General features: G+C 52.2%; 25 protein-coding genes and 1 riboswitch. Of the genes, 22 read left to right on the forward strand and 3 right to left on the reverse strand.

What is annotated here, in order from left to right:
• Positions 1-29 precede the first annotated feature (29 nt).
• A complete protein-coding gene (locus KB186_RS11250; RefSeq protein ID WP_232773617.1) occupies positions 30-1,604 on the forward strand; it encodes a glutamate synthase-related protein in 1,575 nt (524 codons plus the stop codon).
• A gap of 288 nt (positions 1,605-1,892) precedes the next feature.
• Here KB186_RS11250 and KB186_RS11255 read toward each other — a convergent pair whose 3' ends face one another.
• Complete coding sequence (locus KB186_RS11255; RefSeq protein WP_232773618.1) at positions 1,893-2,423, reverse strand: peroxiredoxin; 531 nt, start codon at positions 2,421-2,423, stop codon at positions 1,893-1,895.
• Between the two features lie 75 nt (positions 2,424-2,498).
• Positions 2,499-3,383, reverse strand: coding sequence for a hypothetical protein (locus KB186_RS11260; protein ID WP_232773619.1), 885 nt, complete (start codon positions 3,381-3,383; stop codon positions 2,499-2,501).
• Between the two features lie 280 nt (positions 3,384-3,663).
• Here KB186_RS11260 and KB186_RS11265 point away from each other — a divergent pair, with 280 nt between their 5' ends.
• Positions 3,664-5,751, forward strand: a complete 2,088-nt coding sequence (locus tag KB186_RS11265; protein ID WP_232773620.1) for a hypothetical protein — start codon at positions 3,664-3,666, stop codon at positions 5,749-5,751.
• 71 nt (positions 5,752-5,822) lie between these two features.
• Here KB186_RS11265 and KB186_RS11270 read toward each other — a convergent pair whose 3' ends face one another.
• The gene (locus tag KB186_RS11270) at positions 5,823-6,515 is read right to left on the reverse strand and encodes a M15 family metallopeptidase (protein ID WP_232773621.1); all 693 of its coding nucleotides are present in this window, start codon (positions 6,513-6,515) and stop codon (positions 5,823-5,825) included.
• Between the two features lie 181 nt (positions 6,516-6,696).
• Positions 6,697-6,912: riboswitch (cobalamin riboswitch) on the forward strand.
• A 35-nt stretch (positions 6,913-6,947) separates the two neighbouring features.
• Between KB186_RS11270 and KB186_RS11275 the strand changes: the two genes are divergently transcribed.
• From KB186_RS11275 to cobA, 20 genes are read left to right on the forward strand one after another with little or no spacing between them, the layout of a single operon-like run.
• Positions 6,948-7,124 (forward strand): hypothetical protein, encoded by a 177-nt coding sequence (locus tag KB186_RS11275; protein WP_232773622.1) that lies wholly within the window; start codon positions 6,948-6,950, stop codon positions 7,122-7,124.
• Between the two features lie 27 nt (positions 7,125-7,151).
• Complete coding sequence (gene cobO, locus KB186_RS11280) at positions 7,152-7,700, forward strand: cob(I)yrinic acid a,c-diamide adenosyltransferase (RefSeq protein WP_017247397.1); 549 nt, start codon at positions 7,152-7,154, stop codon at positions 7,698-7,700.
• Entirely contained in the window at positions 7,697-8,812 is a 1,116-nt protein-coding gene (gene cobD / locus KB186_RS11285; protein WP_232773623.1) for a threonine-phosphate decarboxylase CobD, read from the forward strand. The genes cobO and cobD overlap by 4 nt, the downstream gene beginning before the upstream one ends.
• Entirely contained in the window at positions 8,809-9,348 is a 540-nt protein-coding gene (gene cobU / locus KB186_RS11290; protein ID WP_232773624.1) for a bifunctional adenosylcobinamide kinase/adenosylcobinamide-phosphate guanylyltransferase, read from the forward strand. The genes cobD and cobU overlap by 4 nt, the downstream gene beginning before the upstream one ends.
• Positions 9,345-10,085 (forward strand): adenosylcobinamide-GDP ribazoletransferase, encoded by a 741-nt coding sequence (gene cobS, locus KB186_RS11295; RefSeq protein ID WP_232773625.1) that lies wholly within the window; start codon positions 9,345-9,347, stop codon positions 10,083-10,085. The genes cobU and cobS overlap by 4 nt, the downstream gene beginning before the upstream one ends.
• Positions 10,082-10,714: a histidine phosphatase family protein gene (locus KB186_RS11300; protein ID WP_232773626.1), complete on the forward strand. Its 633-nt coding sequence runs from the start codon at positions 10,082-10,084 to the stop codon at positions 10,712-10,714. Before cobS ends, KB186_RS11300 begins: the two co-directional genes overlap by 4 nt.
• Entirely contained in the window at positions 10,711-11,661 is a 951-nt protein-coding gene (gene cbiB, locus KB186_RS11305; RefSeq protein ID WP_221867502.1) for an adenosylcobinamide-phosphate synthase CbiB, read from the forward strand. The genes KB186_RS11300 and cbiB overlap by 4 nt, the downstream gene beginning before the upstream one ends.
• Positions 11,662-11,688: 27 nt before the next feature.
• Positions 11,689-13,446, forward strand: a complete 1,758-nt coding sequence (gene cobJ / locus KB186_RS11310; RefSeq protein ID WP_173608971.1) for a precorrin-3B C(17)-methyltransferase — start codon at positions 11,689-11,691, stop codon at positions 13,444-13,446.
• Positions 13,447-13,481: 35 nt separating this feature from the next.
• Positions 13,482-14,426, forward strand: coding sequence for a sirohydrochlorin chelatase (locus KB186_RS11315; RefSeq protein WP_232773627.1), 945 nt, complete (start codon positions 13,482-13,484; stop codon positions 14,424-14,426).
• Positions 14,427-14,438: 12 nt separating this feature from the next.
• The gene (gene cobK, locus KB186_RS11320) at positions 14,439-15,212 is read left to right on the forward strand and encodes a precorrin-6A reductase (RefSeq protein ID WP_173608969.1); all 774 of its coding nucleotides are present in this window, start codon (positions 14,439-14,441) and stop codon (positions 15,210-15,212) included.
• A 2-nt stretch (positions 15,213-15,214) separates the two neighbouring features.
• On the forward strand, positions 15,215-15,865 hold the full coding sequence (locus tag KB186_RS11325; protein WP_106655678.1) for a precorrin-8X methylmutase: 651 nt from the start codon (positions 15,215-15,217) through the stop codon (positions 15,863-15,865).
• Positions 15,866-15,869: 4 nt separating this feature from the next.
• Entirely contained in the window at positions 15,870-17,006 is a 1,137-nt protein-coding gene (locus KB186_RS11330) for a cobalt-precorrin-5B (C(1))-methyltransferase (protein ID WP_232773649.1), read from the forward strand.
• The gene (cbiE, locus tag KB186_RS11335) at positions 16,969-18,198 is read left to right on the forward strand and encodes a precorrin-6y C5,15-methyltransferase (decarboxylating) subunit CbiE (protein WP_173608968.1); all 1,230 of its coding nucleotides are present in this window, start codon (positions 16,969-16,971) and stop codon (positions 18,196-18,198) included. The genes KB186_RS11330 and cbiE overlap by 38 nt, the downstream gene beginning before the upstream one ends.
• Entirely contained in the window at positions 18,195-18,905 is a 711-nt protein-coding gene (cobI, locus tag KB186_RS11340; protein ID WP_173608967.1) for a precorrin-2 C(20)-methyltransferase, read from the forward strand. Before cbiE ends, cobI begins: the two co-directional genes overlap by 4 nt.
• Positions 18,905-19,684: a precorrin-4 C(11)-methyltransferase gene (gene cobM, locus KB186_RS11345; protein WP_232773628.1), complete on the forward strand. Its 780-nt coding sequence runs from the start codon at positions 18,905-18,907 to the stop codon at positions 19,682-19,684. Before cobI ends, cobM begins: the two co-directional genes overlap by 1 nt.
• Positions 19,684-20,829, forward strand: coding sequence for a cobalt-precorrin 5A hydrolase (locus tag KB186_RS11350; protein ID WP_173608965.1), 1,146 nt, complete (start codon positions 19,684-19,686; stop codon positions 20,827-20,829). Before cobM ends, KB186_RS11350 begins: the two co-directional genes overlap by 1 nt.
• Positions 20,826-22,202: a cobyrinic acid a,c-diamide synthase CobB gene (locus KB186_RS11355; RefSeq protein ID WP_173608964.1), complete on the forward strand. Its 1,377-nt coding sequence runs from the start codon at positions 20,826-20,828 to the stop codon at positions 22,200-22,202. Before KB186_RS11350 ends, KB186_RS11355 begins: the two co-directional genes overlap by 4 nt.
• The gene (locus KB186_RS11360; RefSeq protein WP_173608963.1) at positions 22,195-23,712 is read left to right on the forward strand and encodes a cobyric acid synthase; all 1,518 of its coding nucleotides are present in this window, start codon (positions 22,195-22,197) and stop codon (positions 23,710-23,712) included. Before KB186_RS11355 ends, KB186_RS11360 begins: the two co-directional genes overlap by 8 nt.
• Positions 23,712-24,752: a nicotinate-nucleotide--dimethylbenzimidazole phosphoribosyltransferase gene (gene cobT / locus KB186_RS11365; protein WP_173608962.1), complete on the forward strand. Its 1,041-nt coding sequence runs from the start codon at positions 23,712-23,714 to the stop codon at positions 24,750-24,752. Before KB186_RS11360 ends, cobT begins: the two co-directional genes overlap by 1 nt.
• Complete coding sequence (gene cobA / locus KB186_RS11370) at positions 24,749-25,531, forward strand: uroporphyrinogen-III C-methyltransferase (protein ID WP_221867505.1); 783 nt, start codon at positions 24,749-24,751, stop codon at positions 25,529-25,531. The genes cobT and cobA overlap by 4 nt, the downstream gene beginning before the upstream one ends.
• The last annotated feature ends 6 nt before the right edge of the window (positions 25,532-25,537 follow it).

Raw genomic sequence — 25,537 nt, forward strand, 5'->3', positions numbered from 1 at the left:
AATATTGTGTTTGGGGAGGGTAAGCACAAGTGGTACCTACTCTGTTATGCATCATTATCATCATCCTTCTTTTGCCACCCATTGTATTTTTCGGTTATATGTACGCCCTGTCTAAACAGCCGAAGCACTCCATTATTCGTTCCCATCCTTTTTTGGGGTGGATGCGTTATTTGCTGGAAAAGCTCGGGCCTGAGTTTCGTCAGTATTGGTTTGAATCGGATACAGAAGGGAAGCCGTTCTCCCGTTCTGACTTTGTCGGTATGGTTTATGCGGCCAAATATAGGACCGACCTGATCTCGTTTGGTGGAAAACGCGATTACGAGAAGCCTGGCTTCTATTTGTCCAATGCGATGTTCCCGAGGCTGACGAGTGAGCTGCGGGTAGATAACGAAAAAGTCGTCCCTGGCAAAAAGTATGAGATTACCCATGAGGGACTGTTTACAAGAAGAGAAAAGCTTATCGAGGAACTAGAGGTTAAGCCGTGGATGCTGCATGACGAGGATGTCATTGTCGTGGGCGAAAACAGAAGGCAGCCCTGGCGGCTAAAAGGGATGTTCGGTGCTTCAGCTACCTCCTTTGGAGCAGTGGGAGAAAACTATATCATGTCCGCTGGGTATGGGGCACGTATGGCAGGCGGCTCTTGGATCAATACAGGAGAGGGTGGCGTTGCAGAAGTTCATCTCTCAACAGGTGTAGATATTATTTCGCAAATCGGACCGGGGATGTTTGGCTTCCGTGATGACAAGGGCAAGTTTTCAATCGAAGAATTCAAGAAAAAGGCAAGCATCCCGAACATCAAAGCGTTCGAACTGAAATTTCATCAAGGGGCCAAAATACGCGGAGGGCACCTCGAGGGCGCCAAGGTCACGGAAAAAGTCGCAGCAGCAAGGCTGGTACCTGTGGGACAAACAGTCAATTCACCGAACCGCTTCGAGTTCCTCAGCAATCCGGATGAAGCCTTGCGTTTCATCGGTAGTTTGCAGGAGGCGGGAGGCAAGCCGGTGGGAGTAAAAATCGTCGTCGGCGATCCAAAGCGGTTGGAGCATTTTTTTGAGAAAATGCTGGAGCTGTCCATTTACCCGGATTTCATTACGGTTGACGGCTCTGAGGGCGGTTCAGGCGCAATGTTCAAGGCAATGGCAGATGGCATGGGCTTGCCGCTTTTCGCTGCGCTCATCATTCTCGATGATACGATGCGGAAATTCGGTGTCCGGGACCGCATCAGGATTTTTGCTTCCGGCAAGCTCGTTACTCCTGACAAAGTAGCAATCGCCATGGCATTGGGAGCGGATTGCGTCAACTCTGCGCGCGGGTTCATGATTGCAACTGGCTGCATCATGGCGATGCAATGCCATACAGGGAAATGTCCGACAGGAGTCACTACGACAGATTCCAAGTACCAGGAAGCGTTGGTTCCGGCGGAAAAGCAGTGGCGTGTCATGAACTATATTTTGCAGTTGAGGGAAGGCTTGTTCTCGCTGGCGGCGGCATGTGGCTTGGAGAGTCCGACTGAGCTTCGGAGAGAGCATGTCGTGTTTACCAACGAAAGCGGGGAGACCATACGTGTGGTTGACTTGTTTCCGTACCCGGCTGCGTCCAGATAAGTATTTACAAAGAAGATAAATAATGGTATGGTGAGTAAATCAGGCTATAGTACACCTTCCTTCTAACATAACTTGAGATTAGGGGTACTGCTTTCCTGATTTTTTTACGTATAGGAATTTATTAGCGGTACGCTTATGAATTCCGGAGCGCATGAAAACTTTCCGCTAAAACGCGATCGCTCCTCCATGAATAGGCCTCGATAGAGGTTTTCTTATGTCTATGAAAAAATGAAAAAGGCCGTATGATCCTGTACAAGCGATCATGCGGCCTTTGTTTCTGTCTATCGATTAGGATATCGTGTTTTGCCCAGGCTTCCAGTCCATTGGGCACAATCCGCCTGATTGCAGAGCTTCGATTACACGAAGCGTTTCATCTACGCTTCTGCCAACCTTGGAATTGGAAATGACTGCGTATTGCAGGATGCCTTCTGGATCGATGATGAAGCTGCCGCGCAGCGGCGCTTTGGTTGCTTCGTCCAGCACACCGTATGCCAGGGTCGCTTCTTTGCTGTAATCCGAAGCGAGGGGGAACGAGAGTGGACCGATGCCGTCGCTCGATCTCATCCATGCTTTGTGTGTATGTATGCTGTCGCCGCTAATGCCAAGCACTTCGACATTCAAATCCGCGAACTCCTTGATCCGACGGTTCAGGCTGATGATCTCTGTCGGGCATACTTTCGAAAAGTCAAACGGATAAAAGAACAAAAGAAGCCATTTTCCACGATAGTCAACCAAGCTCTTTGGCAGGGGAAATCCGTTGTCAAACGTCACGGTGTCCATCGTAAAATCAGGTGCAGGAAGTCCAATACGTGCTGTCATAAATCGATCTCCTCGTTTCTGTTACCGTATGTCAGGTACTGGTAACAAAGTATCACGAATGATAAGGAGAATCAATTAGTTCGGAATATCAAAAGTGTTGTGGAGCTTTTTTGTATCGTTCTTTTGGAGAAGGAAGAAAACGATTGGATAGAAGGAGACCAAGAAACAACAGGCGGCGAGGATCGGAAATACGGACATTTCCAAAACGGCTCGACCGAGATAGGTTTGCCAGCCGATTGCAGCTAAACCGAACAAGTAGGCGATACCGGCGAGATGGATGAATCCAGTACGAGCATTGGACACATGCTTTTTACGTTCCGCTAACCAAGCGACAAAAGGTACTGCTTGCAGAGCATGAAAGCCAATGCCATGAAGCCAAATGATATTCCCTTCGTGTCCAACCACTCGACCATCGTTGAATGAAATCCAGAGACCTGCCGCAAACGAGAGCATAATCGCAATCATGGCATAGCGGATGCCAACGGCCAGCTCTGGGTGTAGGGAATAAGCTTTTCTACGGAAAAACTGAATGGCAATGAATACATAAAAAAGGACCAGGAGAAGAGCCACAAAAGTAAAAATGGAACCGACAGCAACGTCGAAGGGTGTGCCATTTTTGACGAACCTCGGGTCCACGCCGCGGAAGTTTTGTACCGTTTCCGCTCCGTAAGAGTATAAAGCAAGCAGGATATAAGACCAGCGAAAGAAAGCTCTACTTCGCGTGCCCAGGGCAGATAACGGAATGATGGCGGCTGTCGTTAATAAAAATATTCCGAGTGCGGCATTAAAGGAAAACGCTTTCGAGACATCGCCATTAGGAGCGACGGGTCCTCCGTACAGCATGACCCAGATTGCGCATAGCGCAGCGAGCAAGAAGCCGAGCAAGCCGGTATACACTAACCATTTCTCCCCTTGAAAGAAAGGGGGTGCAGTATGACTTTTCATAACAGATGGATTCATGAATGGAATTCTCCCTCCTGTAAAGTTTTGGTACTCTGCTACTCACTTTACAGGGAGGAAGAATACAGAATAACGGGCAGCGGAATGAAATCGAATTAGGTCCGGGGACGGATTTATGTCTCGTTCTGAAAGAGAGCTTTACCATCTGACAAAATTGAAGTAAGATGGTTAAAAATTACAAAAGGGAATAAAAAATCAGGCTATTGTACACCTTCCTTCTAAGCAAAAGGTTTGGTTCACCATTAGGGGTACTGCTTTCCTGATTTTTTTCGTGATGCCAATGAAAAATCAAATTTACCTCCGTAGGAAAAATAAAATCATCGTACATCTGGGGCAGCATGAACTGCCTACCTCTTATTTAGCTGCGGCTTTGCGTAATATAGAGAGCTTGGGCTATACCTTTTCACTGGAATTGCTAGAAAGAATCCGCACGCTGTCGGAAGGAGAGTTTTTCTCGCTCTATTCGGATGTGGTAGCTGTGCTAAAAGTCAAGATCGGGGCATCCCGTCAGTACAAGCCGATGTATCCGAATTTTCCCAAGCAAGTCATGGAGGCTGGCGAGGGTGAGCTGTTTGTAAATGCGATCATTCATTATTTGACGTTGGACCTGCCTGTGCACGAAGTGAAAAAACGTTTGCCCTTGCTGAGAGAATCTCGCCTGAAGCTGATTCATTTGGGTACAGATGAAGAGTTGCTTCAGATAGGAATGAATTTGCTGCGCTCCAATAGCTCGCTGTCCGCTACCGACAAGGAAGACCTGGAGGGCTTGATACAGAGCTATGAAGGAATTGCAGAAGCACTGCCAGCAGAGATTCCGCAAAAGGAAAACGTGGCAATCACTGCGAGCTTGTTGCTGAAGTATGACAAGCTTCCTGCTACTTTTTTTGCCCACTATTGCAAGACCGCAACAGATGTATTGCGTCTGGCGGTGGCGCTGTCTGATGGGGATGTGAGCTTGGCGGAGCCTGCGAAATTTCGCAAGTTTAAACGCGGGGAACGAAGACTGCTCCTTAGCCTGCTGGAAGCCAGCTCGAATATCGTAGAAGATATGAATCGTTACAAAAACAGATGGATTCGTCTCGGGGAAATCTTGCATCCTTTTGAATATAAGGATCGCTATCCGAAAGCGGCCGAAGCATTCGATATTTTGCGAAACAATCACAAGGTCGAGACGTTCAACAGCCAAGTAGAGCAGGCGCTGGCCCGTGCAGATGTGAATACGGCGATCAAGCTGCTTGAACAGCGTCCTGGGGAATTTGCCCGTCGTCTGGATCATTTGCTGCGTGTGACGGAGGAGGGGAGTCCAGTCCTTTCTGCCTTCGAGAAAATTGCGGATGGTGTATCGACTCCAGTTCTTTTGCAGGTCATGAATCACTTCGACAAACGGAACAGCTACGGTGAATGGCGGACCTTTTTTCCGAAAGGGCAAGTGGCGAAAGTAAAGGCAATCGAAAACCGGGTGCCAGGCTTGCAAGAGGACATCAGACAGAAGGCAGCGGATATTTGCCGGACATCGTTGTTGAACCGTTTTGCCCTATTGCCGTCGCTGGGCAAAGTCTATATCGATCCGCGGCTGCAGGAGCATCTCGTTCCGTTTTCGATGCGATCTGCCAGCAAAGCACTGCGCACGATTGCACGCGGCTCCCGACTATCGATCCCGGATGGAGGAACGATTCGCTTTTTCCTGTGGTGGAGGGAAGGGATCGTCAACGATGTCCCTACAGGCAGAGTCGATATCGATTTGTCTGCCGTGCTCTATAACGCAGACTGGAAGTACATGGAGCATATTTCCTATACCAATCTGCGTTCCGACAAGTATCAAGCGTGCCATAGCGGGGATATTGTAGAGGCTCCCAAAGGCGCGTGCGAGTTCATCGACATCGACATGGATTCTGTCATCCGCTATGGCGGTCGATATGTCGTTATGAACCTGTATTCGTTTACGAGTCAACCTTATTGCGATTTGCCTGAATGCTTTGCCGGCTGGATGATTCGATCAGCGCCACAGACAGGAGAAATTTTCGAGCCGCAGACGGTACAGGACAAGATTGATCTCGCCGCAAACACGCAGATTTGTATCCCGGTCATTCTGGATCTCGTGGAGAGAAAAGTGATTTGGACGGATATCGCCCTGAATTCCGATCCGCGTTTTGCCAACAATGTGGAGTCCAATGCCGGAGGGGTGGAGCTGATGGGAAGAGCGCTCACCTCGTTGGTGAAGCCTACCCTGCATGAGTTGTTCATGCTTCATGCACAGGCGAGAGGGACGCTGACTGACCAAGCGGAAGAAGCAGATACGGTATTTTCCTTGGAGGAAGGGATTACGCCGTTTGATACGGAGATCATCATGGCGGATTTTATGCAGTGATTGTTTCATAAAGGAATAAGCAAGACCGTCAGGCAGTATGGGCTGACGGTCTTTTTCATGGTAGTTATTTCTCACATCGACAAAACCCCGCCATAGATCGGCTCATGCTGCGTTTTTTGTCCCCAGGTCCGCGTTCCGTACTCGAAATGCCACCATTCTTTCGGATAGTTGACGAATCCGGCAGCGGTCATCAAATGATACAGCAGTCGTCGATTGTCTCGAATTTCGATGTCCGTTTGGGTAGGCTGTAGGAGTTCTTCATAATGGCGAGTATCAGCCCTTTCACTGAAATCATCGAAGTCTGTTCCCATCTCCAGCCAGCCATCAGGTCCTGCGATAGTCAGATCGACTGCGCCACCGGATAGGTGAGGGGACGGCTTGGAGAGGTCTGTTGTTGGATATGCGACGAATTTGCTCAATTCTTCCGTGAGTGCAGGTCCTTCCTGCCAGCCTTGTAAAAGCAAAGCTTCACGAAAACGTTCATACAACGATGCCTGTACCTCGAACGAGCGCCAGCCGTCCAGCACGACGAGTTTGTAGCCTACGGGCAGTTGGGCGGCTGCCGTGGCGAGCCTGCGTGCTGCCCCTTCTCGCAAAAAAGCTTCTGGCTGTGTTCCGGCATAGCCTTCGTGGTAGTAGGCTGGATACACCGTGATTTTCTCCGTAAAGGAAGAGAGGGGGATCATCGGTTCGCCGCATTCCTTGATCGGCAGTGGGCTGGGCAGAATCATGTCGGGTATTTTTGGAATCGGAGGAAATAGCATGACTGCACACCACTTTCGATTGTTTTGCCAATAGGGTAACGAAAATTTTCAGGTAAGTAAACGGTGATTATCTTATTTTTCTGCCAATAGACACCTGCGACGAATCGCAGCTTTTGCTTGAATCCTCGGTAGCTTTTGCTATTATTAAAGCAAGTGCTTGTCAACGAAACGAATGACATTTACATATGGAAGAGAAACAGGTCCTTGTTTTTGCGAAACCGATTCGCAGGAGCAAGGTTAAAAGGGAAGTTTGGTGAAAAGCCAACGCGGTCCCGCCACTGTAAGAGAGTAGCTATTCTTCAAGGCACCATGCCATCCACTGCCCATCCGGGAGCGGGAAGGAGAAGAAAAGCGATGATCCTCAAGCCAGGAGACCTGCCTGTTTTATGTTTACACTGATTTCCTTCGGGTCAAAGGAAGAGGTGAGGATTGTTGCTTTTCAGCTATCCGCGCTTTGTTTTTCCTTACGTACTGGGGGAAACAGAGCGCTTTTTTTCTGTGAAAAACGTCTCGACGTTTTTCACAAAAGTGGATGCGACCGCTTGCGGTCAACAAAACGGTCATGACCGTTTTGTTGCTTCGGAAAGTATGGATGGAACAGCGGAGTAAAATACGTCACTTTTTGAGGTGGTCACGATGGAGAAAAACGATAAGAAGCGGGGCTTGACCCTCGTTTACACAGGAGACGGCAAAGGAAAAACAACGGCAGCAGTCGGATTGGCTGTGCGGGCAACAGGGCGCGGGAAAAAGGTGCTGATGGTTCAATTCATCAAGTCTCCAGAGCGTACATACGGAGAAAAGATTATTTTCGATAAATTGGGCATTGAAATCGTGCAAATGGGCGTCGGCTTCACCTGGACGAAGACACCGGAGGAGCATCGTCAGGCATTGAAAGAAGCTTGGGCGTTTGCGAGCGAGAAGCTCTCTTCCGGAGCGTACGATGTCGTTATTCTGGATGAGCTGAATAATGCATTGGCGATTGACCGCTTCCCGATTGACGATGTGTTGCCATTGTCCGATGTGTTGGAAGCGATTCAAAACAGGCCAAGTCATATCCACCTCGTGATTACGGGACGGGCAGCAAAGCAGGAGATTTTGGACATCGCAGATTTGGTGACAGAGATGAAGCCAATCAAGCATTACTACGATGAAGGGATTCCAGCTGTGCTGGGGGTAGAATTTTGACAAGCGCAGGTGTAATAGAGACGTATGGTCATGGCGGAGACTTGCTGACCGCAGCGCAGCGCTTTGGTCGAGAGCCCGGGCAGTTTCTGGATTACAGTGCCAATATTAATCCGCTGGGGATGCCAGCGAGCGTCCGTGAGATGCTGCTGGCTTCGTTGGCTGCTGTTACGCATTACCCAGACCCTGGACATCGTGTGTTTCGTCGGGCACTGGCGAGACGGCTGCAAGTGCCGGAGGAATGGTTGCTGCCTGCCAATGGTGCAGCGGAGGCGATGGCACTGGCCATCCTCGGTCTTTCGCCGCAAACAGTTGGAGTAGTATATCCTTGCTTTTCGGAATACGCGCAACTTTCCGAGCAGTATGGAGCCCGTGTCATTGGCTGCTTCGGGAAGGAAGCGAACGGGTACAAGCCCGATCCTGCCGAGCTGTACACGCTTTTTACGCAGTGTGATCTCGTATTTGTCGGGTCACCAAACAATCCGACAGGAATTCTGTATCAGCCGGATGAGCTACGCCAAATGGCGGAATGGACGAAAGAGACCAATACGTGGCTCATCGTGGATGAGGCTTTCCTCGATTTTGTAGAGGAAGAGCGGCAGTATACATTGGCGACGCAACTGGAGCACTTTCCCCGTGTGATTTTGATGCGGTCGATGACGAAAATGTACGCGATCCCGGGATTGCGCCTGGGCTATGCGATTGCGCACCCGGATGTCATTGCGAAAATGCGCCAAAAGCAAGTGAGCTGGAGCGTGAATGCACTGGCCCTTTTGGCAGGCGAACTGTGCTTGCAGGAGCAGGGATACGAGGAACAGACGCGCAGGCTCATAAAAGTAGAACGTGCGTATTTAACTGATAGCATCCGAAGTGAGTTGGGCTGGCAGGTATGGCCTTCGGAGGCAAATTTTTTGCTACTGCGCTCGCCAGAAGGATTGTCAGCCGAACAATTGCAGGCACGGCTCGGCAAAAAAGGCGTTCTGATCCGCAACTGTGCGATGTATCCCGGTTTGACGGCACATGATGTGAGAATCGCAGTGCGTGGACGAGAGGAAAATGAACGACTTATGGAAGCGCTTCGCGAAGCTCATGCGGAAGGAAGTGAACAGCGATGAGCTTGGTGCTGGTAACAGGCGGTGTCCGTTCAGGAAAAAGCCGCTACGCGGAAGAGCTTGCAATGAAGCTGAGCAGTCGAGTCCTGTACGTGGCGACAGGCAAGGCTTGGGATGATGAAATGAAGCAGAGAATCGAGCTGCATCAAGCACGTCGTCCGATGGAATGGGGCTGTGTAGAGGTAGGAGAGCGCTTAACCGATTACCACGCATTTCGTGAGCAGTATGATGTGGTGTTGATCGATTGTCTGTCCACCTGGGTGAGTAATCGATTAATGAGCGTGGATGAGGCGGAATGGAGAAGTGCTTCACACACGCAAGCCCTGTTGCAAGAGGCGGAGGCATGGCTGTCCCTCGTTCAGAATTCCCCGCAAAAAGTCATTGCTGTCACAAGCGAGGTCGGATTGGGCGGTGTAGCCTTGAGTCGTTTGGGCAGATGGTTCGCGGATGTTCTGGGGGATGTCAATCAGAGAAGTGCGCGACAAGCGGACGCCGTCTACGCGGTTTTGTCAGGGATACCGTGGAGGATCAAAGGATGAATGCATTTTTACACGCGATCTCGTTTTTTACGCGTATTCCGGTTCCGTGGCTTCGTCCTTCTGAGGAGGCGTGGAGAAGAAGCGTCAACTGGTATCCCGCAGTTGGTCTCGTCATCGGTTTACTGCTATGGGGTGTGCATCAAGCGGGACTGGTGTTGTTTAGTCCGTGGATCGCCGCTATTCTGACGCTAGTCGCATGGGTCTACGTGACTGGTGGTCTTCATATGGATGGGTGGATGGACCTCGCGGACGGTCTTGGCAGTAGTAGACCGCGAGAGCAAATGCTTGCGATTATGAAGGACAGCCGCGTAGGTGCAATGGGGGTTCTTGCTGCGATTATGCTTTTGCTGATGAAGGCGGGTGCAGTCGCAGAGCTCGCACATCCGGGATGGGGCAGCTTTTTGATCGTAGCACCAGTGGCAGCGCGGACACATGTGCTTTTGTCGATCAAGCTCTGGCCATATCTTTCGGCGGACAAAGGAATCGGAAAAGGCATCAGTGCTGGGCTTTCCGTTTCCGCTATCATCGTGAGCTACATCGTCGTGTTTGCCTTAGGTTGGTATCTTGGGGGCTTGCAGGTCATGACAGCTATTTTCCTGTCGCTATTGTTCGCTCTACTGTTTTCGCGCTCGGTTGCAAAAAAACTGGGCGGACTAAACGGAGACTGCTACGGGGCTGTTATCGAAAGCAGTGAAGCGGTCGTTCTGCTGGTGTTAGTCGGGAGCTGGTGGTTATGAAACTGGTTTGGATACGTCACGGGGAGACAGACAGCAATCGTGAGCATCGATATTTGGGGCATAGCGACGTTCCATTGAATGAGCGCGGGCATTTGCACGCGAGTGATTTGGCCAAGGAATTACCAGTGCTCATCGGACGACCTGCTGCGATATATTCGAGTGACCTGCTCAGATGCAGGCAGACTGCCGAACCGCTCGCAGCTATGGTGGGGCTATCGGTTATTTCGGAGCCAGCCTTGAGAGAGCTGTCTTTTGGCGAGTGGGAACTGATGACGTACGATGAGCTGATGCAGTCGGACCCTGTGCGAGCCACGAGGTGGTACGACGATCCTTTTCGGAATCGACCTCCACGTGGGGAGAGTCTGGAAGAGCTGGGGATGCGCGTGGATCGTTGGCTACGTTCTTTGTTGGAGAGAGTGGGCAAGGAGGAGGCATCCAATACAGTCGTCATCGTCACACATGGCGGCGTAATCCGCTGGTTCCAGGCCGCGTGGCTCGAAAACAATCCCGACCGATATTGGCAGGTCGAGGGCATTAAGCATGGAGCGGCTCTGGTAGCGGAATGCTTGGATACGGAAGGGCAGAATTGGATGCGACAACCCCTGAAGAGTAAGAGAGGGACAACATGACAGAAGTATGGATATTATGCGCGGCCTACTTGATTGATCGGGTGGTAGGAGACCCCCGGAGCCTGCCGCATCCAGTGATCATCATGGGCTGGTGGATTACACGATTGGAGCGGGTCATACGTTCTCTGGTCAAAGAGGAGTCGCATTTGAAGCTGGCAGGAGTTCTGTTCCCGGTCGTGATCGTTGGCGGCAGCTACGCTGTTGTTTGGCTGCTTTTGTGGGGAGCGACGTTCATCCATCCGGTGCTTGCCTGGATCTTGGGTGCCTGGTTGATTTCCACGACGATCGCGACAAAAGGCTTGGCCGATGCCGGGATGGAGATTGCCCGTCATCTTGTGGCTGGGGATATGGAAGCGGCGAGACGCTCCTTGTCCATGGTAGTCGGACGTGATACAGAGCGGCTAGATGAACCGGAAGTATGTCGGGGAGCGGTGGAAACCGTGGCGGAAAACATCGTCGATGCGATCGTCTCTCCGCTAATTTACGCAGCGATTGGGGGAGCGCCGTTGGCAATGGCGTACCGTGCCGCCAATACCCTCGACTCCATGGTCGGCTATAAAAATGAGAAGTATCTGAATCTCGGCTGGGCATCTGCCCGCTTTGACGATGTACTGAACTACATACCCGCCCGTTTGACAGCTTTGTTGCTCGTCGTCGCAAGCTGGCTGCAACGATTGGATGGGAAACAGTGCTGGGCAATGATCAGAAGAGATGCGCATTTGCATCCGAGTCCAAACAGCGGTTTGCCGGAAGCCGGAGTCGCTGGCGCACTAGGCGTACAGCTCGGGGGATTGAATTATTACCAAGGCGTTGCGTCGAATCGGGCAAAAATGGGAGATGCGAAGCGACCATTGCAGGCAAGTGACATTGTCGCGACGATTCGTTTGATGTATCTCGTTTCGCTCTTATGTCTGCTCGTTAGCGTGATGATATCGATTTTATTATAAACAGGAAGCGAAAAGGGGAGGGGCCTTATGAGCGGCAAATTGTTTGTGATCGGGTTTGGTCCAGGAAGTTTTGAGCATATCACCAAGCGGGCGCGGGAAGCCCTGCAGGAGTCCGATGTCATTATCGGCTATTCCACCTACGTAGACTTGATCCGCGGACTTTTGACGAATCAGCAAATCGTCAGCACAGGGATGACGGAAGAAGTGGCGCGTGCACGAGAAGCCGTGCGTCAGGCGGAAGAGGAAGGCAAAAAGGTAGCGGTCATTTCCAGTGGAGACTCAGGAGTTTACGGGATGGCAGGTCTCGTATACGAAGTGTTGGTGGAAAAAGGCTGGACAGAAGCTACCGGCGTACCCATCGAAATCGTACCGGGCATCTCGGCGATCAATTCCTGTGGAGCGATCCTCGGTGCGCCTATCATGCACGATGCATGTACGATCAGTCTGAGCGATCACTTGACGCCGTGGGAACTGATTGCCAAACGAATTGACGCAGCAGGGATGGCTGACTTTGTGATCGCGTTGTACAACCCGCGCAGCGGACGACGCACACGCCAGATCGTCGAAGCGCAACGCATTCTTTTGCAGTACCGCTCACCAGATACGCCGGTCGGTATCGTGAAAAGTGCTTATCGCGAACGTGAAACGGTTGTCGTGACGACACTGGCACAAATGCTGGAGCATGATATCGGCATGTTGACCACCGTGATTATCGGAAATACATCGACGTTTGTATACGACGGCAAAATGATTACGCCGCGCGGTTATCAGCGCAAATATACGCTGTCTGCCGATGAGCAGCCACTGAAGCCGCATCAGCGTCTGCGTGTAGAAAATGAGCCTTGGTCGCTCGAGGCCACCGAGGAGAGCCTAGCGTCAGCTCCGGCAGCACCAGCAACATCGAAGGAAGAAAGACCAGTAGCTGTGACCGAGGACAGCGTAACGGCTACAGAACCAGCAAATCGTGCAGCAACAAGCACGGCAGTACTGGAAGCGCCTCCTGTAACAGAAGAAGCCGCACCAAAAGCTCCATTCGCATGGGCCATGGAGGCGTTGACGGCTATCAATGCGGCGAAAGGTATTGAAACCAAGCCAGCTGCAGGCCAAGTCCACCGTCCGGTATCTACCTTTACGCCGGAGATGATTTTCGAATGCGCGGTAAGTCCGGGCGTTGCCAACAAAAAAATCACGCCGCTGCAAATGATGGCGATTGCCGAAGTGGCTGGCGAAAAAGGCGAGATCGAATACACCCCACACCACCAAATGATTTTGCGCGTGCCGACTGCCAACCCTGAAAGCATTACTAGCCGCTTGCGAGAGCTTGGGTTGATTCTCAGTCCGATTGGAGATGTTTTGCAGGTAAAGGCGTGTGATTTCTGCGACGGCGAGAAAAAAGACAGCATCCCTTATGCCGACGAACTGCATCAAAAGCTGGGTGGAAAAGAAATGCCGAAGGAACTGAAGATCGGCTTCAACGGCTGCGGGATGGCGTGCTACGGCGCGGTTCAAGAGGATATCGGAATCGTATTCCGCAAAGGAAAGTTCGATTTATTCCTGGGAGCCAAAACGGTAGGACGCAATGCACACTCCGGTATTCCGGTAGCAGAAGGCATCGAAAAAGAAGAGATTGTTCCACTCGTGGAGCGAATCGTGAACCGATTCAAAAAAGAAGCATTTCCGAATGAGCGGTTCCACAAGTTTTTCCAACGTGTAGGTGAGCTGGAGGGCTTTGCATGGTACGAGCCAGCAAAAGCTGAAATCGAGAATGCTGCATGCGGAGATTAATGCAAGAACACATGTAAAAACGAGGGGGACATAAAATGGACGCAGTATTATTTGTAGGTCATGGAAGCAAAGACCCGGAAGGCAATGAAGAGATTCGCCAGTTTGTGGCGACGCTAACACCGGATTTGGATGTACCGATAATCGAGACGTGCTTTCTGGAGTTTGCCCGTCCTGACATGCTGCAAGGCTTGAATACCTGCGTGGCGCGGGGTGCAACCCGCGTGGCGGTGATTCCAATCATCCTGTTCTCTGCCGGACATGCAAAAATTCATATTCCTGCTGCCATCGACGAGGCGAAGGAGCTGCACCCACACGTTCAATTCATCTATGGACGCCCGATCGGCATTCACGACGAAGTCATCAATATTTTGACCGCTCGCATGGAAGAGGCAGGCTTTGCCTCCGGAGAAGACCACGATGACCTGGCTGTACTTGTAATCGGACGCGGTAGCAGCGATGCAGATGCCAATAGCGATATTTACAAAATGTCCCGACTGTTCTGGGAGCGCTATAAAGCCAAGTGGGTAGAGACCGCCTTCATGGGCGTGACATATCCGTTGTACGATGAGGGCGTGGAGCGTTGCTTGAAGCTGGGGGCGAAGCGCATCGTTCTCTTGCCGTACTTCCTGTTCACGGGTGTGTTGATCAAACGGATGAGCGACCAGCTGGAGAAGTTCCGCGAGCAATATCCAGAAGCCCAGTTCGAAATGGCCGAGTATTTTGGCTTCCATCCGTTGTTGAAGGAAGTGCTCAAGGATCGTGTGGAGGAAGCGTTGCACGGTGAAGTGAAGCTGAACTGTGATACCTGTCAGTACAGGCTCGCAGCGATGGAGCACATCGACCATCACCATCACCACCACGATGACGAGCATGGACATCATCATCACCATGGTCACCACCACCATCATCATCACGACCACGATCACGACCATGACCACGACCACGATCACAAGCACAAGCACGACCACGTTACCAAGTAGGAGGGAGACAGCATGATTCTGGTACTGGCTGGAACGAGCGACGCGCGCGAGTTGGCTCTGCAAATCAAGGACAAGGGCTACGAGCTGTTGACGACGGTCGTCACGGACAATGCTGCGAAAAGTATGGAGGAGGCAGGCGTGCCTGTTCAGGTCGGACGACTGACTGCAGACGATATTCAGCAGCTGATCCAAGACAGAGCCGTCCAATGCGTGATCGACGCGAGTCATCCCTTCGCAGAGGAAGCCTCCAAAAACGCCATGGCAGGAGCACAGGGCGCAGGAGTTCCCTACATTCGTTACGAGCGGGAAAGCATCTCCTCACCGGGCAGTGAGAAGCTGATTGTGGTAGAAGACTACGTCCAGGCGGCTGAGCTGGCGGCAGAAAAGCGGGGCGTCATCATGCTGACGACGGGCAGCAAAACGCTGAAAACGTTCACGGATCGGCTTCTGGGCTTGCCTGACACGACCTTGGTAGCACGCATGCTGCCGCGTCTTGACAATATGCAGAAATGCGAAGAGCTGGGTGTCGAGCAAAAAAACATTGTCGCGATGCAAGGTCCTTTTTCCAAGGATCTGAACAAAGCGCTCTACGATCATTATGGTGTCACGCTGATGATCACCAAAGAGAGCGGCAAGGTAGGCGCTTTTGATGAAAAGGTGGAAGCGGCACTGGAAATGGGCATCGAAACCATCGTCATCGGTCGTCCAAAGATCGATTATGGAACGAAGTTTTCGGATTACGCCAGCGTGCTGGGCGAACTCAAACAAGTGACTGGAGGAAACTAACCATGGATTTCAAAACGGAATTTAAACCGATGACCGTACAACCGCAAGAGATTGAGGACTTGAGCTTTCAAATCATTACAGATGAGTTGGGCGAGCATTCTTTTACAGAAGAACAATATCCGGTAGTACAACGTGTCATCCACGCATCCGCAGACTTTGACCTCGGACGCAGCCTTGTTTTCCACCCGGACGCAGTAAAGTCGGGAATCGAAGCGATCCGCAGCGGCAAAATCGTCGTAGCAGATGTACAGATGGTGCAAGTCGGCATCAGCAAAAACCGCATTGAAAAATTCGGCGGACAAGTGAAGGTGTACATCTCCGACCGCGATGTAATGGAAGAGGCGAAGCGTCTGAACACGACCCGTGCGATCATTTCCATGCGCAAAGCGATCAAGGAAGCGGATGGCGGAATCTTTTGCATCGGAAACGCACCGACTGCACTCCTGGAGCTGATCCGCATGGTGAAGGAAGGCGAAGCAAAGCCAGGTCTGGTCATCGGGATGCCAGTTGGCTTCGTATCTGCGGCAGAATCCAAGGAAGAGCTGGCGAAGCTCGATATCCCGTTCATCACGAACATGGGGCGCAAAGGCGGAAGTCCAGTAACGGTAGCAGCATTGAATGCTATTTCGATCATGGCGGAACGGTTGGGCTAAGCAGATGGCAGCCAAAGCAGCAACGGACGAAAAAGAGGCAAAACCCCTCCGCCACGGATATACGACTGGATCATGTGCAACGGCGACGACCAAGGCTGCTTTGATCGCGCTGATTACTCAGGAAGAGCAGAGCCAAGCGACGATTCGCCTGCCAATCGGCGAGGATGTCACCTTTCAGTTGGAGAGCTGTGAGTTTTCCTTGGAGAGGGCGACAGCAAGCACGATCAAGGACGGGGGAGACGATCCGGACGCGACACACGGTGCCCTTATCCTCTCTACTGTGGAATGGTCGGATCAGCCTGGCATTATTTTGGATGGCGGACTCGGCGTGGGACGGGTGACCAAACCAGGGTTGCCCGTTCCGATTGGCGAGGCAGCGATCAATCCCGTCCCGCGCAAAATGATCAGGGAAACCGCTCAGGCAGTGCTGGATGAGTACGGGACCCAGCGCGGGATCAAAATCGTCATCTCTGTGCCTGCAGGCGAGGAAATCGCCAAAAAAACATTGAATGGACGACTCGGCATACTCGGCGGCATCTCCATTTTGGGGACGCGTGGAATCGTGGTGCCGTTTTCCACTTCTGCCTACAAGGCGAGTGTGGCGCAAGCGGTCAACGTCGCCAAGGAAGCCGGCTGCGATCATATTGTGCTGTCGACGGGCGGAAAGAGTGAATCCTACGGGGTCGCTACTTATCCAGAGCTGTCGGAAGAAGCATTCGTAGAAATGGGGGATTTCGTCGGCTTTTCTCTCAAGCAGTGCAAAAACAAGGGTATGTGCAAAGTGACCTTGGTCGGGATGATGGGCAAGTTTTCCAAGGTAGCGCAAGGCGTCATGATGGTTCATTCCAAAAGCGCACCCGTCGATTTCGGCTTCCTCGCCCAAATGGCGGCAGATGCAGGAGCTTCTCAGGAGCGTATTGACGAAATTTTGGGAGCCAACACCGCTTCGCAGGTAGGCGATATGATGGTGGACACGCCCGCCTTTTTCGAGATCATGTGCGAAAACTGCTGTCGCGCTGCATTAAAAGAAGTGGGCGGCGGCATCGAGGTCGAAACCATCATCATCACAATGAAAGGGTCCCTGTTGGGAAGGGTGACGATCAATGACACAGGCGATGAAAGTAATTGGAATCGGGGATGATGGACAGCAGAGCCTGCTGCCGTTGTACCGGACTTGGATAGAAGAAAGTGAACTGTTGGTTGGAGGAGAGCGACACCTCAGTTTTTTCCCGGAGTATACAGGGGAAAAGCGTGTACTAAAGGGCGGACTGACCGCGATGGTAGAAGAGCTACGCACCGAGACGCGCAAGACGGTCATTCTGGCGTCAGGCGACCCGCTCTTTTACGGGATTGGCGGCTTGCTTTCCAAAAAGCTGAACGTGGAGATCTACCCGCACCTCAGCTCCATCCAGCTCGCTTTTGCCAAAATGGGCGAAGCATGGCAGGATGCGACATTGGCTAGTGTGCACGGACGTAGTATCAAAGGTCTGGCACAGCGGATAGACGGGAAGGATAAGGTCGCACTGTTGACGGATCGGGAGAACTCGCCAGCAGCGATCGCCAAGTACCTCCTTTCGTTTCAGATGACCGAGTACGATGCGTTCGTGGCGGAGAATCTGGGCAGTGCGGAAGAGCGGACAGGCTGGTATTCCCTTGAGGAAATGGCAGATGGTATCTTTTCTGATCTGAATGTCGTGATTTTGAAAAAACGCCGTCCAAGCCCGGTATGGCCGTTTGGAATTGCAGACGAGGAGTTTTCCCAGCGCAAGCCGGACAAGGGACTCATTACGAAAAAAGAAGTGCGCATTTTAAGCATCGCGCAGCTGCAATTGCATGCGAAAAGTATCGTCTGGGACATCGGCACCTGCACAGGCTCTGTCGCCATTGAAGCGGCACGGATTGCGCGTGAGGGTGCAGTGTACGGCGTAGAGAAGAACGTGGATGATCTGGAAAACTGCCGCCAGAACATGGCGAAGTTTCGCACGGATTTGACAGTGATTAACGCTCGTGCCCCACATGGCTTGGATGAGTTCCCGGACCCGGATGCCGTATTTATTGGCGGCAGTGGCGGAGAATTGCGAGAGCTGTTGAATATCTGCTGCACACGACTGCGTCCGAAAGGCCGGATTGTGGTGAACGCGGCGACTATTGAGACATTGTACGAAGCGACACAAGCATTCGCGCAGGAAGGATTCGAGACATCGGTGACACTGGCACAGCTATCGCGCAGCAAGCCGATTTTGTCCCTGACGCGCTTTGAAGCATTGAATCCGATCTACATCATTACGGCCTGGGCCAAGCAGGCAGAAGAACTAGGAGGAGACAGCAAGTGACCAAGATCGGAACATTGTACGGACTGGGAGTAGGTCCCGGCGACCCTGAATTGATTACCGTCAAGGCATTTCGTCTATTACAGCAATCACCAGTGGTTGCGTACCCGAAAAAACGGATGGGCAGCAAAAGCTACGCGCATCAAATCGCTGAGCTGTATGTGCAGTCTCCAGACAAGGAAATGCTCGGACTCGTATTCCCGATGACGCGGGACAAAGAAATTTTGGAACGCGAGTGGAACAACACGGTAGAGATCGTCTGGGAGCGTCTGTCTGAAGGCAAAGACGTCGCTTTTGTAACAGAAGGCGATCCGATGTTTTACAGCACGTTCATCCACATGATGCGCGTTATGCATGAGGAGCACCCGGAAGTGCCAATCGTAACCGTACCAGGCGTCTCTTCGTTTTTGGGAGCTGCGTCCCGCTTCAATCTGCCGCTGGCGGATGGCGACGAGCAGATCGGCATCATCCCGGCAATAGAAGACAAGGAAGCCATGCGCAAAGCGCTGGAGAACCACGATACCGTCGTATTCTTGAAGGTAGCAAAAGTACTGCCAATGATCATTGGCTTGCTGAAAGAAATGGGGCTGGCTGAAAAGGCAGCAGTAGCGACCAAGGTCACTTCCTCCGAGGAAATGGTTTGGACCGATATGCGTGAACTGGAGCGGGCAGAGCTTAGCTATCTTACACTGATGGTGGTGAAAAAGTAATGAAACTGTACATAGTGGGAGCGGGTCCCGGCGACCCTGATTTGATTACGGTAAAAGGCTTAAAGCTGCTGCAAAAGGCAGACGTCATTATGTATACCGACTCTCTCGTGAACGAGGATTTGGTTGCGCTCGGCAATCCGAATGCAGAAGTACTGCAAAGCTCGGGGATGGCACTGGAAGAAATGGTAGAACAATTGGTAGAACGGATTAGCAGTGGAAAAACAGTTGTACGTCTGCATACAGGTGATCCGTCCATTTATGGCGCGATCATGGAACAGATCGCCCTGTTAAAAGAAAAAGGCATCGAGGTAGAAATCGTTCCAGGTGTGAGCTCTGTATTTGCGGCAGCGGCAGCAGTAGGAGCCGAGTTGACGATTCCTGATCTGACACAAACGATCATCCTTACCCGTGCGGAGGGTCGCACACCAGTGCCTGAAAGAGAAAAGCTGCGTGCGCTCGCTGAGCATCATTGCACGTTGGCTCTGTACCTTAGCGCGACGTTGACGAAAAAAGTAGTCCGCGAGCTGGTCGATGCAGGCTGGAGCGAGGATACGCCAGTAGCAGTCGTACAACGTGCAAGCTGGCCGGATCAATTGATCGTTCGCACCACGCTGAAAAATTTGGACGAAGACATGGGCAAAAACGGCATTCGCAAGCACGCGATGATTTTGGCTGGCTGGGCATTGGACCCGAACATCCACGACAAGAGCGAGCAATACCGTTCCAAGCTGTACGATAAAACATTTACACACGGGTTCAGAAAAGGTGTGAAGGAATAATGAAGATCATCGAACTGATCGAGGGAGAAATCCCTGTTATCGAGCAGCGCGGAGACTATGCCATTGTCGCAATCACGAAGCACGGGGTAGAGATGGCCCGAGATCTGGCACAGAAATTTCCTGGGACAGACCTGTACTACATGAGCAAGTTCGAACGCGGAGATGAGGAAGCGCGCGGCATCCAGCTGTTTTCCAACAGTGTGCGGATGCTGTTTCCCGCTCTCTGGCCTGCTTATAAAGGTTTGATCATCATTATTTCACTGGGTGCGGTTATTCGGATGATCGCACCTTTGCTCGAAGACAAAAAGAAAGACCCGGGTGTCGTCGTCGTCGATGACCGTGGGGAGAATGTCATCAGTGTGCTGTCCGGCCATTTGGGCGGTGCCAATGAGCTGGCTCGCGAGGTAGCGGCAGTCATGGGTGCTCGTCCGATTATCACCACAGCATCGGATGTACAAAAGACCATTCCCGTCGATCTATTCGGTAGACGTTTTGGCTGGGAGTGGGATTCCGCTGATAAGCTGACTCCTGTCAGTGCTTCCGTTGTTAACGAGGAGCGTGTAGCCGTCATCAATGAATCCGGTGAACGCGACTGGTGGATGCATGACACCCCAATGCCACCGTCCATCAAGGAATACGCGACAATCGCTGAGGCCAAAGCCGATCAGCCGCAAGCTGCTCTAGTCGTTTCTCATCGCCTGCTCACACCGGAGGAACAATCGATTTTGGACAATGGCGTCCTTTATCGTCCGAAGGTAATCGTGCTCGGGATGGGCTGCAACCGGGGAACCTCCGCAGAGGAGATCGAAGCAGTCATCAAGGAAACGCTGGATGAACTGCAATTTTCGATCAAAAGTGTAAAAGCACTGGTGACCATCGAGCTGAAAAAGGATGAAGCGGGTCTCATCGCCGTTTGCGAAAAATACGGCTGGCCGTTCGTCTGGTATTCGCCTGAAGAATTAAACAAGGTCGAAATCAGCGATCCGTCTGATACCGTCTTCAAGTTCACGGGAGCGTACGGAGTGAGTGAGCCTGCCGCGAAGCTGTACGCTGGCGTGGGCGAACTCGTTTTGACCAAGAAGAAGTCGGGCAACACTACCATTTCGGTCGGATTGATTCCCTATCACGAGGAGGAGCGCGCATGACGGACAGCCGCCGTATTGTGATTGCCGGAACAGGCAGCGGAGCGGGCAAGACAACCGTTACCATCGGACTGATGGCTGCTCTGAAAAGAAAAGGGCATACCGTTCAGGGCTTCAAGTGTGGTCCTGACTATATCGATCCTACGTATCATACGGCTGTGACCGGCAGAGCTTCGCGCAATCTGGACAGCTTTATGCTAGAGCACGAGATCGTGAAGGAGATTTTTGTCCGCGGCAGCGAGGGTGCAGACATCTCGATTATCGAGGGTGTCATGGGCATGTACGATGGCAAGGAAGCGACCAGCGATAAAGGCAGCACCGCAGAAATCAGCATTCTGACTGGCTCTCCGGTTCTGCTGGTGGTCAATTGTCAGAGCATGGCGCGTAGTGCGGCTGCGATTGTCAAAGGCTTTCAACTGCTTAATCCACAGGCGAGAATCGTCGGTGTCATCGCGAACAAGGTCGGCAGTGAAGGGCATCACAAAATCGTGAAGGCAGCGATCGAGCAGGAGTGTGGGATTCCGGTCGTGGGCTACCTGAAACGGGAGAACGAGCTGGAAATACCGGAACGTCATCTCGGGTTGGTGCCATCTGTCGAACGTGGAGAGTTGACTCCCTTGTTTGAAAAGCTGGCTGATCTGATTGCGGAGACAGTCGATTTGGAGCAAATCTGGGAGTTGGCAAAGGCAGAGCCGCTGCAAGCCAAACCTACGTTGTTTGCTCCGCGAGAAGCGTCTGCCACTGTCACCATTGCTGTAGCGAAGGACCCTGCTTTTCATTTTTACTATCCGGAAAATTTGGAGCTGCTCGAAGCATATGGCGCGAAGCTCGCGTTCTTTTCCCCACTGGCCGGTGAGGGAGTGCCTGAGGACGCAGATGGCTTGTACATCGGGGGAGGCTTCCCGGAGGAATTTGCAGCAGAGCTATCGCAAAATGAAGCGGTGAAACAATCGATCCGATCAGCGATCACAAAAGGCTTGCCTACCTTGGCTGAGTGCGGCGGCTACATGTTTTTGACAGAGGCGATCGTCACAACCGATGGCGACAGCTATCCAATGGTGGGGCTCATCTCAGGCAAGGTGACCATGCAGAAAAAGCTCGCAGCGCTTGGCTATCGGGAAGTGCGCGGCAAGGAAGGCAATTTCTTGCTCGGTACCGAAGAACAGGCAAAAGGGCATGAATTTCACTACTCTACGTATGCTTCGGATCAAGAGCTGCCAGCAGCATATGAGACGAAAGGGCTTCGCGGTACGAAGCCGGAGGGCTATGCCCAAGATAATCTGGTCGCAGGCTATACTCACTTGCATTTCGGCTCCAACCCCAAACTGGTTGAGCGTTGGCTGAACCGATGCGCGGAGGTGGCCGCTCGTGCCTAAATCCCTCCCGTTGATGGTGCAAGGTACCAGCTCGGATGCAGGAAAAAGTGCGATTGCAACAGCGCTTTGCCGTATTTTTGCCCAAGATGGCTACAAGACAGCTCCGTTCAAATCGCAAAATATGGCCCTGAATTCCTACGTGACGCTGGATGGAAAAGAAATCGGGCGGGCGCAGGGCGTTCAGGCAGAGGCAGCGGGAATTCTGGCGACGACTGACATGAACCCCATTTTGATCAAGCCGACACGAGATTCTGAATCGCAAATTGTCGTCAACGGCGAGCCATACGGCAACATGAAAGCTTTTGCCTATCGAACGGAATTTTATGACGAGGGCTTGCGGATCATTGAGGAAGCGTATCAACGACTCGCCAGCTCCTATGAGCGGATCGTCATTGAAGGGGCTGGCAGTCCGGCAGAGGTCAATCTGAATGACCGCGAGCTCGTCAATATGCGAGTCGCTCGTCTCACGAACGCGCCCGTCATTTTGGTGGCAGACATCGAGCGCGGGGGTGTGTTTGCCAGCTTGGTCGGTACTCTCCAACTGCTTGAACCCGAAGACCGGGATCGCGTGATCGGCGTCATCATCAATCGTTTTCGCGGTGATTTGACACTTTTGCAGCCGGGACTCGACTGGTTCGAAGAATATACGGGCAAACCTGTTCTTGGTGTCGTGCCATTTATTCCAGACTTGTGGATCGATGCAGAGGATTCGCTGATTTTGCACCGTTATCAAGGTCAGCGTGAGACGCCGCGGGAGATTGACATTGCGGTTTTGCGCTACCCGCGAATTTCCAACTTTACAGACGTGGACCCGTTTTTTGTAGAGCCGGATTGCCGGATGCGCTTTGTGACACGTTTGGAAGAGCTGGGGGAACCTGACCTGATTGTCCTGCCGGGCAGCAAGAATACAATCGAGGATATGCATTTCTTACGAGAGACGGGTCTTGCTGCGGCGGTCAAAGACCTTCATCATAAAGGGAAGACGTATATCGTCGGTTTGTGCGGCGGCTATCAAATGCTGGGAGAAGCCATTCATGATCCGGCTGGGGTCGAGTCTCCGTTGCAGCAGCTTGATGGGCTGGGTCTCATCCCGATGATCACGACGATGGAGCAGAAGAAAACGACCGTTTTGTCCCGTGGGGAAGCAGTATTTGCGAAGGAAAAGCTGACGGTGGAAGGCTACGAGATTCACATGGGGCAATCCGCTTATTCGCGCAATGATTTTCCTTTTATCCAGATGGAGGGGCGTACGGAGGGCTATTGTCAGGAGGAGCGGCAGTTGATCGGTACGTATTTTCATGGGCTGTTCCACAATGACCACTTCCGCACGCTGTTGCTGAATGCCATCCGTGAGCAAAAAGGACTCTCACCCATTACGGATCGCCCATCTTTTGTCGCTCTACGAGAGCAGGGGTACGATCTGTTGGCGGATACTGTTCGTCGCCATGTGAGGTTGGATACGATCGAAGAGTACATGAAAGCTTTTCAAGAAAAAGAGGTGCAAATATAATGGCAGTCATTTATCCGGCGATTGAGCCACGAAATCAGGAAGCAAGTGAGCAAACGAGACAGCATGTGGATCAGTTGACCAAGCCGCTTGGCAGCCTTGGACGCCTGGAGCAATTGGCTATTGAGCTGGCTGGGATGACAGGTGAGACGATGCCTGTTGTAACCCCGCCGGGCGTGCTTGTTTTTGCGGCCGATCACGGTGTGGCACGGGAAGGTGTCTCTGCCTATCCGCAGGAAGTGACAGCGCAGATGGTGCTGAATATGATTCATGGCGGAGCTGGAGTCAACGTCTTTGCCAGACAAATCGGAGCCATTCAAAAAATCGTCGATGTCGGTGTAGCGGTCGAGATCGAAGCACCGGGTGTTTACAACAAGCGAATCAGAGCAGGCTCGGGCAATATGCTGAAAGAACCAGCAATGACCGCAGACGAAGCGCAGCGCTCCATCGCAGTTGGCCTCGAGATGGCGGAAGCGATGATCGGGGAAGGCGCCAAAGTCCTGATCGTCGGTGAAGTGGGCATTGGCAACACGACAGCCAGCAGTGCGATCCTGTCAGCATTAACCGGAGCTGATCCTGAGCAAATCGTCGGACGAGGAACAGGGCTGGATGACGCGGGCTGGCAGCGTAAAAAGGCAGTTGTTCGTGAAGCACTTGCCCTGCATCGCCCGGATGCAACTAATCCATTGGACGTTTTGGCAAAAGTCGGCGGACTGGAAATCGGAGCAATGGCTGGTGCGATCATGGGAGCAGCCTCTCGCCGTGTCCCTGTGCTGCTGGACGGCTTTATCGCTACGGTAGCGGCTTTGCTTGCTGTTCGAATGGAGCCACTCGTTGCTGATTACTTGATCGCGGGTCACCGTTCTGAGGAGCCGGGGCATGATTTTGTCCTGCAAGCATTAGGCAAGGAGCCACTGCTCAGCCTGAAATTGCGACTGGGCGAAGGAAGCGGAGCAACATTGGCGTTTCCAATCGTGGAAGCGGCGACACGGATGGTCCGTGAGATGGCGACATTTGCATCAGCAGGGGTAAGTGACCGATGAGCGGCGCGGGGAAAGTCTATCTCGTAGGAGCTGGCCCTGGCGATCCAAAGCTGATTACCGTAAAAGGAATGGAATGCCTGCAAAAGGCAGAGGTGGTTGTGTATGATCGTCTGGCAAATCCAGCCCTGCTGGAGTACGCGCCACAGACGGCAGAACGCATCTACTGCGGCAAGCTGCCGGATCATCACACGATGAGACAGGAATCGATTAACGAACTGTTAGCGGAAAAAGCGCTGGAAGGAAAAGTCGTCGTACGGCTAAAAGGGGGCGATCCTTGTGTGTTTGGACGTGCCGGAGAAGAAGCGCAGCATTTGGCTGAGCGAGGAATTGCCTTTGAAATCGTCCCGGGAGTAACAGCTGGAATTGCAGCCTCGGCGTACGCGGGTATTCCGGTGACACACCGCGATCACGGCTCTTCATTCGCTGTCGTGACGGGACATTTGCGCGAAGACAAGCCGGAGCTGGCGGTAGAAAAATGGAGTGCTCTCGCAAATGGCATCGACACGGTTGCCTTTTACATGGGAGTAGCCAATCTGCCGTTGATCCGCACCCAATTAATCAAGCACGGACGCGATCCACATACGCCAGTCGCTGTCATCTCTTGGGGAACACTCCCGCAGCAAGCAGTGGTAACGGGTACCCTGGTTGATATTGAGGAACGTTTGGCCCAAAACAGTCACATCACGAATCCAGCTATCATTCTGGTCGGTGATGTCGTGAAAATGCGTGAGAAAATCAACTGGTTTGAAGCTACGCTTGGAATGGAGCAAGTGCAATAATAGGAA

The sequence above is a fragment of the Brevibacillus sp. AF8 genome, from assembly GCF_021270385.1.
Taxonomy (GTDB): domain Bacteria; phylum Bacillota; class Bacilli; order Brevibacillales; family Brevibacillaceae; genus Brevibacillus.

What these genes read in the sequence shown, in the direction of transcription:
- KB186_RS11255 (WP_232773618.1), bottom strand. Translation starts at nt 2,423, where the DNA reads ATGACAGCACGTATTGGACTTCCTGCACCTGATTTTACGATGGACACC.
- KB186_RS11260 (WP_232773619.1), bottom strand. Translation starts at nt 3,383, where the DNA reads ATGAATCCATCTGTTATGAAAAGTCATACTGCACCCCCTTTCTTTCAA.
- KB186_RS11265 (WP_232773620.1), top strand. Translation starts at nt 3,664, where the DNA reads ATGAAAAATCAAATTTACCTCCGTAGGAAAAATAAAATCATCGTACAT.
- KB186_RS11270 (WP_232773621.1), bottom strand. Translation starts at nt 6,515, where the DNA reads ATGCTATTTCCTCCGATTCCAAAAATACCCGACATGATTCTGCCCAGC.
- cobO (WP_017247397.1), top strand. Translation starts at nt 7,152, where the DNA reads ATGGAGAAAAACGATAAGAAGCGGGGCTTGACCCTCGTTTACACAGGA.
- cobU (WP_232773624.1), top strand. Translation starts at nt 8,809, where the DNA reads ATGAGCTTGGTGCTGGTAACAGGCGGTGTCCGTTCAGGAAAAAGCCGC.
- cobS (WP_232773625.1), top strand. Translation starts at nt 9,345, where the DNA reads ATGAATGCATTTTTACACGCGATCTCGTTTTTTACGCGTATTCCGGTT.
- KB186_RS11300 (WP_232773626.1), top strand. Translation starts at nt 10,082, where the DNA reads ATGAAACTGGTTTGGATACGTCACGGGGAGACAGACAGCAATCGTGAG.
- cbiB (WP_221867502.1), top strand. Translation starts at nt 10,711, where the DNA reads ATGACAGAAGTATGGATATTATGCGCGGCCTACTTGATTGATCGGGTG.
- cobJ (WP_173608971.1), top strand. Translation starts at nt 11,689, where the DNA reads ATGAGCGGCAAATTGTTTGTGATCGGGTTTGGTCCAGGAAGTTTTGAG.
- KB186_RS11315 (WP_232773627.1), top strand. Translation starts at nt 13,482, where the DNA reads ATGGACGCAGTATTATTTGTAGGTCATGGAAGCAAAGACCCGGAAGGC.
- cobK (WP_173608969.1), top strand. Translation starts at nt 14,439, where the DNA reads ATGATTCTGGTACTGGCTGGAACGAGCGACGCGCGCGAGTTGGCTCTG.
- KB186_RS11325 (WP_106655678.1), top strand. Translation starts at nt 15,215, where the DNA reads ATGGATTTCAAAACGGAATTTAAACCGATGACCGTACAACCGCAAGAG.
- KB186_RS11330 (WP_232773649.1), top strand. Translation starts at nt 15,870, where the DNA reads ATGGCAGCCAAAGCAGCAACGGACGAAAAAGAGGCAAAACCCCTCCGC.
- cbiE (WP_173608968.1), top strand. Translation starts at nt 16,969, where the DNA reads ATGACACAGGCGATGAAAGTAATTGGAATCGGGGATGATGGACAGCAG.
- cobM (WP_232773628.1), top strand. Translation starts at nt 18,905, where the DNA reads ATGAAACTGTACATAGTGGGAGCGGGTCCCGGCGACCCTGATTTGATT.
- KB186_RS11350 (WP_173608965.1), top strand. Translation starts at nt 19,684, where the DNA reads ATGAAGATCATCGAACTGATCGAGGGAGAAATCCCTGTTATCGAGCAG.
- KB186_RS11355 (WP_173608964.1), top strand. Translation starts at nt 20,826, where the DNA reads ATGACGGACAGCCGCCGTATTGTGATTGCCGGAACAGGCAGCGGAGCG.
- cobT (WP_173608962.1), top strand. Translation starts at nt 23,712, where the DNA reads ATGGCAGTCATTTATCCGGCGATTGAGCCACGAAATCAGGAAGCAAGT.
- cobA (WP_221867505.1), top strand. Translation starts at nt 24,749, where the DNA reads ATGAGCGGCGCGGGGAAAGTCTATCTCGTAGGAGCTGGCCCTGGCGAT.